Origin of the sequence: Hydrogenophaga luteola (genome assembly GCF_042648585.1) — a bacterium.
Classification (GTDB): Bacteria; Pseudomonadota; Gammaproteobacteria; order Burkholderiales; family Burkholderiaceae_C; genus Hydrogenophaga; species Hydrogenophaga luteola.
On sequence record NZ_JBHRXX010000002.1, the window covers coordinates 1,070,056 to 1,079,386 of the forward strand.

At 64.3% G+C, this 9,331-nt stretch carries 7 protein-coding genes; 5 read left to right on the forward strand and 2 right to left on the reverse strand.

All coding sequences use genetic code 11. The features are described 5' to 3' along the window. Positions 1–26: 26 nt before the first annotated feature. Entirely contained in the window at positions 27–923 is an 897-nt protein-coding gene (locus ACFOPI_RS08905) for a crotonase/enoyl-CoA hydratase family protein (RefSeq protein WP_382173039.1), read from the reverse strand. Positions 924–1,002: 79 nt separating this feature from the next. On the opposite strand from ACFOPI_RS08905, the gene ACFOPI_RS08910 reads away from it, so the two are divergent. The 4 genes from ACFOPI_RS08910 (at position 1,003) to ACFOPI_RS08925 (ending at position 6,371) form a co-directional block, all read left to right on the forward strand. Next, on the forward strand, positions 1,003–1,845 hold the full coding sequence (locus tag ACFOPI_RS08910) for a helix-turn-helix transcriptional regulator (RefSeq protein ID WP_382173041.1): 843 nt from the start codon (positions 1,003–1,005) through the stop codon (positions 1,843–1,845). Positions 1,846–1,925: 80 nt separating this feature from the next. Beyond that, entirely contained in the window at positions 1,926–3,629 is a 1,704-nt protein-coding gene (locus ACFOPI_RS08915) for an FAD-dependent monooxygenase (protein WP_382173042.1), read from the forward strand. Next, the gene (locus ACFOPI_RS08920; RefSeq protein ID WP_382173044.1) at positions 3,626–3,829 is read left to right on the forward strand and encodes a DUF2783 domain-containing protein; all 204 of its coding nucleotides are present in this window, start codon (positions 3,626–3,628) and stop codon (positions 3,827–3,829) included. The genes ACFOPI_RS08915 and ACFOPI_RS08920 overlap by 4 nt, the downstream gene beginning before the upstream one ends. Positions 3,830–4,082: 253 nt before the next feature. Continuing rightward, positions 4,083–6,371, forward strand: a complete 2,289-nt coding sequence (locus ACFOPI_RS08925) for a YgiQ family radical SAM protein (RefSeq protein WP_382173045.1) — start codon at positions 4,083–4,085, stop codon at positions 6,369–6,371. Between the two features lie 95 nt (positions 6,372–6,466). Here the strand turns inward: ACFOPI_RS08925 and ACFOPI_RS08930 are convergent, their stop codons facing one another. Next, on the reverse strand, positions 6,467–7,807 hold the full coding sequence (locus ACFOPI_RS08930) for a PKD domain-containing protein (protein ID WP_382173096.1): 1,341 nt from the start codon (positions 7,805–7,807) through the stop codon (positions 6,467–6,469). 41 nt (positions 7,808–7,848) lie between these two features. Here ACFOPI_RS08930 and ACFOPI_RS08935 point away from each other — a divergent pair, with 41 nt between their 5' ends. Further along, positions 7,849–7,977: a hypothetical protein gene (locus ACFOPI_RS08935; protein ID WP_382173098.1), complete on the forward strand. Its 129-nt coding sequence runs from the start codon at positions 7,849–7,851 to the stop codon at positions 7,975–7,977. The last annotated feature ends 1,354 nt before the right edge of the window (positions 7,978–9,331 follow it).

The following is a 9,331-nucleotide window of genomic DNA, read 5'->3' on the forward strand; positions in this document are numbered from 1 at the left end:
TGCGCCTGTTGCGTAACGCGCGCTTGCTATTTGTGCGCGTCCATTTTCCGGATCAATGCGCGTGCTTCGTCGCCTTCGGGGATGGGGCGGCCGCTGTCGCGCCATTGCACAGCCGCCTTAAAGCCCTGCTCCTGCGCGTACCGGCGGAACCACAGGCCTTCAGGGTTGTGGCGGGTGATGCCGTCGAACACGGTGGCGAACATTTGCGTCTGCTCCAGTCCCATGCTCAGCATCGCCTGGTTGACCACCATCTTGTGCATCGCCAGGTGCGACGAGGGCACGCCCGCGATGCGCCCGGCCAGCCGCATCAGCGCGCCCTCCAGCTGTTCCGCTGGCACAGCTTCGTTGGCCAGGCCCCAGTTCGCGGCGGTGATGCCGTCGATCACGTCACCTGTGAACATCATCTGCTTGGCGCGCAACGGCCCGAGCCGGTAGGTCCACATGGCGGTGGTCGGACAGCCCCAAACGCGGGTGGGCATGTAGCCGATGCGCGCGTCCTCGGCCATCACCAGCAGGTCGCAGCACATCGCGATGTCGCTGCCGCCGGCCACCGCGGCACCGTGCACCTTGGCGATGGTGGGTTTGGATGAGCGCCACAGGCTCATGAAGTCCTCGGTGTTTCGCTTCATGACGGCGTAGTCGGCCATCGGGTCCCAGGGATGGGCTTCCTGCTGGCAGGGGTGTTCGATCCGCTGTTCGGCATAGCCGGAGAGGTCGTAGCCGCCGCAGAAGCCCTTGCCCGCCCCTTCGACCACGATGACATGGATGTCCGGTTCTGCGTTGGCCCATTCCACCGCGGCGCGGATCTCGCCGGGCATGGCGTCGTTGATGGCGTTGTACTGGTCCGGCCGGTTGAGCCGCAGGCGGGCGATGCGTGGCTGATGTGGGTCGGGGGTGATGCGCAGTGTGCTGTATTCGGGCATGGGGACTCCTGATGGATGGTCACCAGATGCTAGAAGTGGTGCGGGGCGGGGCAGCGTCGCCTGCGCTACAGTGCCGCGCATGTCCAACCCCTCGCGCCGCCACTGGGTGCTGGGCTCACGTCAGCCCCCTGCACTCGACCTGCCGCTGGCGCAGGCCAGCGCGTTGCTGAGCCACCTGGGTCAGGGCGCCAGGGACACGGTGGCCGAAGACCTGCTGCGGCTCGTGGGCGCGCACGCGCCACTGGCCCAGTGCACCATTTTTTCCTTTGAACCCGGGCGCAGGCCTACGGTGGTGGCGGTGGGCGACCGTTCGCGCACCAGAGAACTGCCCCACATCGCCGAGGCCTACGTCAACCGCTACCACCGGCTCGACGGGCTGACCGCTGTGATGCAGGCCGAGTGGACCGCCGCGCAAAAGTCAGGCACCGAGCAGCCACGCATCCTGCTGCACCGCCAGGCCGGCGCCGACATCGCCCACGCAGGCTATCGCCAGACCTGCTACACGCTGCCGCAGGTGGCCGAGCGCCTGGCGGTGCTGGCGATGTACGAAGGACGTCGCTGGATGTCGGTCCATCTGTACCGTGGCACCGAACACGGCCCCTTCGACGATGTAGCGGTCGCCGTGGTCGAGGCCTTTGCTCCGCTGATCGTGCAGGCCGTGCGCCTGCACCACACCGGCCTGGCGGCCCATCAGGACCTGGACGGGCTGCTGCTGGCCCGCGCCGTGCGGCGCTGGCCGCATCTCACCCGGCGCGACCAGGATGTGTTGCAGGCGCTCATGGACGGACTGGACACGGGAACTCTGGCCGAACGCCTGGGCCTGACGCCTGCCAGCGCCCAGACCTACTGCCAGCGGGTCTACCGCAAGCTGGGGGTGGCCGGGCAGCGCGAACTGTTCGCCGCGCTGCTGGCACCGACCTGACCACTTTTCCTGGGTGTCCTGAAATCAGGACATTGTTCGCTTGTTCGCTGCCTACACTGCGGCGCACGACAGGAGACAGCATGCACCAGCCCCACGCCGAGCCGCGGCGCTCGATCTATTACGACTACCAGGTGTTTGACGCCTGGGTGCCATCGCAACACCCGGCAGAACAGCACGCCCCGGTGGTCATCGCGGGGGCAGGCCCCATTGGCCTGGTGACCGCGCTGGCGCTGGCGCAGCAGGGTGTGCGCTGCGTGGTGCTCGAAGCCGAGCGGCAGGTGTCCGAGGGCAGCAGGGCCATCGCATTCACGCGGCGCTCGATGGAGATCCTGCAGCAGGTCGGTGTGGCGCACCGCGTCACCAAGAACGGCCTGCCGTGGAACTGTGGCAACTCCTTCTACCGGGGGCAGCGTGTGTTCCGCATGGAGAACCCGCACGACCCCGACGACCGCTTCGCTCCGCTGATCAACATCCAGCAGCAGTATCTGGAGCAGTATCTGGTGGAGGCCTGCGACGCCCATCCGCTGGTAGCGCTGCGCTGGGGCAACAAGCTGGTGTCGTTCGTGCAGGACGCCTGCGGTGCCACGTTGCAGGTCGACACCGCCGAAGGACCGTACACGCTGAAAGCCGACTGGCTGGTGGCCGCCGATGGCGCCCGTTCGGCGATCCGCGCCCTCATGGAACTCAAACTCGAAGGCGCGTCCTACGAAGGCAAGTTCGTCATCGCCGACATCCGGGTGGACCTGCCGCTGCCCACCGAACGCCTGGCCTTCTTCGACCCCGACTGGAACCCGGGCAACACCATCCTGATGCACCGCGAGCCGCACGGCATCTGGCGGCTGGACTACCAACTGCCGCCCGGTGAAACGCCAGAAGAAGCGCTCAAACCCGAGTCCATCAAAGCCCGTATCGATGCCCAACTGGCCATGATCGGCCACGCTGGCGTGCCATGGGAAATGGACTGGTGCTCGGTCTATTCGGCGCGCGCGCTCACGCTGACCAACTACGTGCACGGCCGCGTGCTGTTCGTGGGCGATGCGGCGCACCTGCTGCCCATCTTCGGCGTGCGCGGTGCCAACACTGGTTTCCAGGACGCGCAGGCCCTGGCCTGGCGGCTGGCGCTGGTGACCCGGGGCGTGGCGCCCGCATCGCTGTTGCAGAGCTACAGCAGCGAACGCGTGGGTGCGGCGCGCGAAATCATCGACGAGGCCGGCAAGAGCACGCGCTTCATGACGCCGCCCACACGCGGCTTCCGACTGCTGCGCGACGCCGTGCTCTCGCTCTCGCTGAGCCAGCCCTTTGTCGGGCCGCTCTACCACTGGCGCACCTCGCGGCCGCACGAGTACACCCGCTCGCCGCTCAACGCCGCGGACGACGACAGCGCCGATTTCAAGGTGGGGCCAGGCCATGGAGCGCCGCCGCGCAACATCCGCCTCGGCCACGACGATTTCCTGCTCGATCACCTCGACCACCGATTCGCGCTTGTCATTGCAACGGACTCACCGATCCCGCCGGACCTGCTGGCGGTGATCGAGGGAGCGAGGGCCGGTGGCCCGCCGCTGCAGGTGATCGCGGTCGGCGCCAGCGAGCCCGTTCCCGGTGCCGACAAGACCCTGTCCGACGCCGACGGCCACCTGAGTGAACGCCACGGCCTGCGCGCCGGAGGCGCCTACCTGCTGCGGCCCGACCAGCACATATGCGCCCGCTGGACCCGGCTGGATGCCACCCGGCTGCGCGCCGCCCTCCACACCGCCGCCGGCCTGAACACGGGAGCCACCGCGTGAACGATCACAACATACTGCAGAACGCGCTGACCATTCCCGGCCTGGAGCAGGTCTACGACCAGCTCGCCACCGCCATCGATGCCGTTGGTCCCGAGAGGACCGAGCTGTTTCTCGTCAAACTCGCGCTGATGAACGCCAACGCGCTGGCCGACCCGGCCGTGTTCCAGTCGCACATCGACGCTGCGCTCAAGGACATCTGAACGGGAAGTGCTTCGTTTGGAGGGGCTGCAAGGCGCACAGATTGGCCATGTGGTGATCTTGTCCCAGTTTTCCGAGGGCCAACGAGAGCAGGAACGGCAAGTCGCGGTGGAACCGGAGCTGTATCTGGGGCCGCTGGAGCACAAGCGTCCCTTGTAGGAGCCGTCAGTCTGGCGGGAGGCCCCAGGCCCACGCAGGGCAGGGCTGGGCACCTACACTTGCGGGTTCCCCTCGAATGCCCTCCAGAACGGCCCCATGAACGCGCCCATCGACGTCTCCTTTTTCGCGCGCAACGCCAAGCCGCTGACCAGTTACCGCCCGTATTGGGCCAAGCGCTTCGGTGTCGCGCCCTTCCTGCCCATGAGCCGGGCGGAAATGGAGCAGCTCGGCTGGGATTCGTGCGACATCGTCCTGGTGACTGGCGACGCCTACGTGGACCACCCCAGTTTCGGCATGGCCGTCATTGGGCGCGTGCTCGAAGCCCAGGGTTTCCGGGTCGGCATCATTGCCCAGCCCGACTGGCAGAGCGCCGAGCCCTTCAAGGTGCTGGGCAAGCCCAACCTGTTCTGGGGCGTGACCGCGGGGAACATGGATTCCATGATCAACCGGTACACCGCCGACCGGAAGATCCGCAGCGACGACGCCTATACGCCCGGCGACGCGGGCGGCAAACGGCCCGACCGCGCCGCCATCGTCTACAGCCAGCGCTGTCGCGAGGCCTACAAAGACGTGCCCATCGTGCTCGGTGGCATCGAGGGCAGCTTGCGCCGCATCGCCCACTACGACTACTGGAGCGACAAGGTGCGCCGCAGCATCGTGGTGGACGCCAAGTGCGACCTGCTGCTGTATGGCAATGCCGAGCGCGCGCTGGTCGAGGTGGCGCACCGCATTGCGGCGCGCGAACCCGTCGAGCAGATCACCGACGTGCGCGGCACCGCCTTCGTGCGCCGCCCGGGCGACCCGACGGCCGAGGGCTGGATCGAGCTGGATTCGACCGAGGTCGACCAGCCGGGACATGTGGAAGACCACATCAATCCCTACCTGACCACCAGCGAGCAGGCGCAGGCGCAAGGCCAGAGCTGTTCCAAGGAAGAGGGAGCAGCCGCCCCGGCGAGCGACCCGCAGGTCAAGCCCATCACCATCCACCGCCCGCAAGGCGCCGGTGGCGTGGCCAAGCTGCCGCGTGAGCGGACGGTGATCCGCCTGCCCAGCTACGAGCAGGTCAAGAGCGACGCCGTGCTCTACGCCCACGCCAACCGCGTGCTGCACCTGGAAACCAACCCGGGCAACGCCCGCGCCTTGGTGCAAGCGCACGGTGAAGGTTCAACGGCCAGAGACGTGTGGATCAACCCGCCGCCCATCCCGCTGACCACGGCCGAGATGGACTACGTGTTCGACCTGCCGTACGCCCGCGGGCCACACCCGGCCTACGCCGACGAGCACGGCCGCCACGATGGCGCGACCAAGATCCCGGCCTGGGAGATGATCCGCTTCTCGGTCAACATCATGCGCGGCTGCTTCGGCGGCTGCACGTTCTGCTCCATCACCGAGCACGAAGGCCGCATCATCCAGAGCCGTTCGGAAGACTCAATCATCAAGGAGGTCGAAGACATCCGCGACAAGGTCGAGGGCTTCACCGGCGTCATCTCCGACCTGGGCGGCCCCACAGCCAACATGTACCGCCTGGGCTGCCGCAGCCCGGCCATCGAAGCCGCCTGCCGCAAGCCCAGCTGCGTCTACCCCGGCATCTGCCAGAACCTCACCACCAACCACGACCCGCTCATCAGGATCTACCGCCGGGCGCGCGCGCTCAAGGGCATCAAGAAGATCCTGATTGGCTCCGGCCTGCGTTACGATCTGGCGGTGAAGTCGCCGGAGTACGTCAAAGAACTGGTGCAGCACCACGTCGGCGGCTACCTCAAGATCGCGCCCGAGCACACCGAGAGCGGGCCGCTGTCCAAGATGATGAAGCCAGGCATCGGCAGCTACGACCGCTTCAAGCAGATGTTCGAGAAGTACAGCGAGGAGGCGGGTAAGAAGCAGTTCCTCATCCCGTACTTCATTGCCGCGCATCCGGGCACCAGCGACGAGGACATGATGAACCTCGCCCTCTGGCTCAAGAAGAACGGCTTCCGCGCCGATCAGGTGCAAACCTTCTACCCCAGCCCCATGGCCACCGCCACGGCCATGTACCACAGCAACCTGAACCCGCTCAAGGGCGTGCATCGTGATGAGCGGGCCGAACGGGTGGATATCGTGCGCGGCGAGAAGCGCCGCCGCCTGCACAAGGCCTTTTTGCGCTACCACGACCCCAACAACTGGCCGCTGCTGCGCGAAGCGCTCAAGGCCATGGGCCGCGCAGACCTGATCGGCAACGGCAAGCACCATCTGATCCCGACCTTCCAGCCAGTGACCGATGGCGGCTACCAGAGCGCGCGCAAGAAGAACTCGACACCGGGTGTGAAGTCCCCGGTGAAGGGGCGCATGCTGACTCAGCACACTGGCTTGCCACCGAGGCCAGGCACCAAGGGCAAAGGCGGTTAGCGCCAACAGAGACACATCCGTCCTGCGGCACCAGACGCAGAAAACCCCCGCTGGACTTCACATCCAGCGGGGGTTTTACATGGGTTCTCTGGTTCTCAGTAGTAGAACGGGCCAACCCATTCAGCCGGGAGCAGCTGGTACGAGTTGCCGTACTGGTTGATGTTGGGCACGCCTCCATCGGCACGAGTGTTGCCACGCGAGGACATGCGACGTCCCATCAGGATGAACTCGGTGTTCGTGTTCGGACCACGGTGGAACACGTTGTTCTCCAGCACCACATCTTCCAGACCCTGGCGGCTGTCGGGACCATTGTTCTCCGGGCTGGCGCCGCCTGTGAACGAGTTGTTGTCCGTGGAATCGCCGAGCCGGTTGTTGGCAATGACGATCTGCCTCGATGCCCAGGTGCTGCCAGAGATCGCGTAGTTGTCGTTGTACTCACCCAGGCCACCGGAGTGCACCTTGAGGGCCACCCGGATGCCGTCGGAGGAACGGCCACGCAGCGCGTTGTGTGCGATGAAGCCCTTGTACATGCCCCACAGACGCACCGTGTGCTGCTGGGCGGTGCCCATGTCGTTGCCCATGATCACGAAGCGGCTGCCTTCACCCGCCATGTTCATGTGCGGATTGGCCGTACTGCCGCGCAGCTGGTTCTCCACGATGAACAGTTCCCGGGGCTGGATGTACTGACTCGGCGCCAGCGTGTGGTTCTGAACGATGTAGGCCAGCGCGCTGGCGATGTTGATCTGTGCTGCAACGAACTCTCCCGTCGGCGCGTCAAAGGTGTTGCGGTAGAGCAGCAGGCGGGACATCGTCACGTACTGTTCAAAGCGCTGGAGGATGTTCAGATCCATGATCGTGATGTCACGCGGGAACGCCGAGGAGGATGGTCCCAGTGCGCCCACTTCAACACTGCTGATTCGGGGTTTCGCGCCAGTGCCGAATGCTCCGATCTGAACGTTCTGGCTGCCGTGGGGAACGCCGATGGACGAGAACGTCTCACCACGGCGAAGCAGAACTCGGCGATTGTTGAAGCTCGCCGATGAAGGCATTGCAGTCACCTGGGAGGCGCCTGCGGGGCAACCGGCGAAGTTGGCAACCGCGGACACACAGATGGTCTGGGTGCCGGCGAACACGGCATTGGGGTCCTGAACCTCGATAGTTACCGTCCTGTCCGAGTAACCGCCGGTGGGGTCGGTGGCGCGGACACGCACCTGGTAAGTGCCGGGCTGGTCGAACACATGAGCAGCCAATGGGCCGCCGGTCTGTACGTTCTTCGGAAGACCAGAGATAGGCCAAGTCTGGCCGCGATCATCACCGAAATTGAACGCGTAGCGCACATGGTGGAACGGGTGTTGGCCGGCGGTGCTGTAGGTCGTGCCTGTGGCATCGAACTGGACGGCCAGCGGCGCCGGGCCACTGAGGCGGGTGGCGCTCAGCTGGGCGAAAACCGTTGTAGACGTCTGTCCAGTGGTTGCAGGTGCAGGTGCAGGTGCAGGTGCAGGTGCAGGTGCAGGTGCAGGTGCAGGTGCAGGTGCAGGTGCAGGTGCAGGTGCAGGTGCAGGTGCAGGTGCAGGTGCAGGTGCAGGTGCAGGTGCAGGTGCAGTAGACGCCACCGCGTAGCACGACTTGACGGAGCCTACCAACGGATCACCAAAGACGCTATTGTTGCAATCCACGCCGCCCGAGAAGGTGCGAGGGGCAGTCCAAGTCGTGCGAGTGCCGTAGACCACGTTTGCTACTCCGGTGAAGCTGCAGCGTTGATTCTCCGCCGCGCACAAGGTGTACCCCGTAGGCAGAGTGCTAACGGTTGTGGGCGATGAGCGCGTCGAAGAAGAGGTGGTGGTCGTCGAGGTCGTAGCCCTTACGTAGCAGGCTTTGGCCGTACCGGGGATGGGATCCCCAAATGTGGTGTTGTTGCATGCGACTCCTCCGGTAAAACTCCGGGCAGCAGTCCACGTCGTGCGGGCGCCATAGACAACAGATGCAGTGCCGGTGAACTGGCATTGGTTCCATTCGGAGGCACACAGCACATAACCTTGCGGTGGCGTGTTGGTCGTTTGAGCAGGTGCGTCGGCGACGGCCAGAAGCAAAGCCCCGCCCATCAGTGCTTGCAATGTTGACTTTGCAGGAAAGACAGGCACCATAGGCAGCAGAGAAAAAGTTCGCGAAAACATACCAATCCTTTAAAACATTCGACTTCGCGCTTCCGGCCTCGGGAAAATAGGAGGAAACTCCTATGGTTAGAAGGCCTTATTAGCTCTCGATCAATTCACAACTCCTGACCGCCGGCTCTCCGGTGAGTCATGGGGGTCTGCTAACGACATAGTCACCGTAGGTCTCTTGGTGTGACTTAGTGCGCCGTGTTTGTCTCTCGGGGCCACAGCAAAATCCTCTCCTTCAGTACCCATACTCGTTGGGTGCTTGAGGTTGTTGTCGTCCGAGTTTCGGTGAACTGAATGAGCAAAAGTCCAACCGTTTCACAGAGTTACGATCATGTTCACTGCGTTACTTGGCTGTTGTTCGAAGGCTGCAGCATAGGACATGCGCGTGCTCGCTCAGCCCCCAAGGCGGCCCTTTCGTCGTGTGGCCGTTGCGCGCAGTAATTTGGTTGGAGCGTGTCCGATATGCAAGCGTTGAGGCTTGCTACACGCTGCGAAGGGCAGTCTGTGGAAAGACCCCCAAAAACCCGACCTGAGAAGGCAAGTTGCTTTCAGTCTGCCTGATGAGAATGCAGAAAAGAGCTAGAGGCGCAGTTGGAGTGCAGCCCAAGCCCTTAAAACCCAAGACATAGGGACGATGACAGATTTAACCACGAATAGTGACATTTGGCGAGCCGGTCTTCATGATTGTGTACTTCGTTCATAGGCCAGATGTAGTTTTGTTGATACTCAGATGGTGAACCGCCCCGGGTTTTGAGGAGGCTCTTTTCCCTGAGAGGATAGAGCCATGAGCAAGAAGTC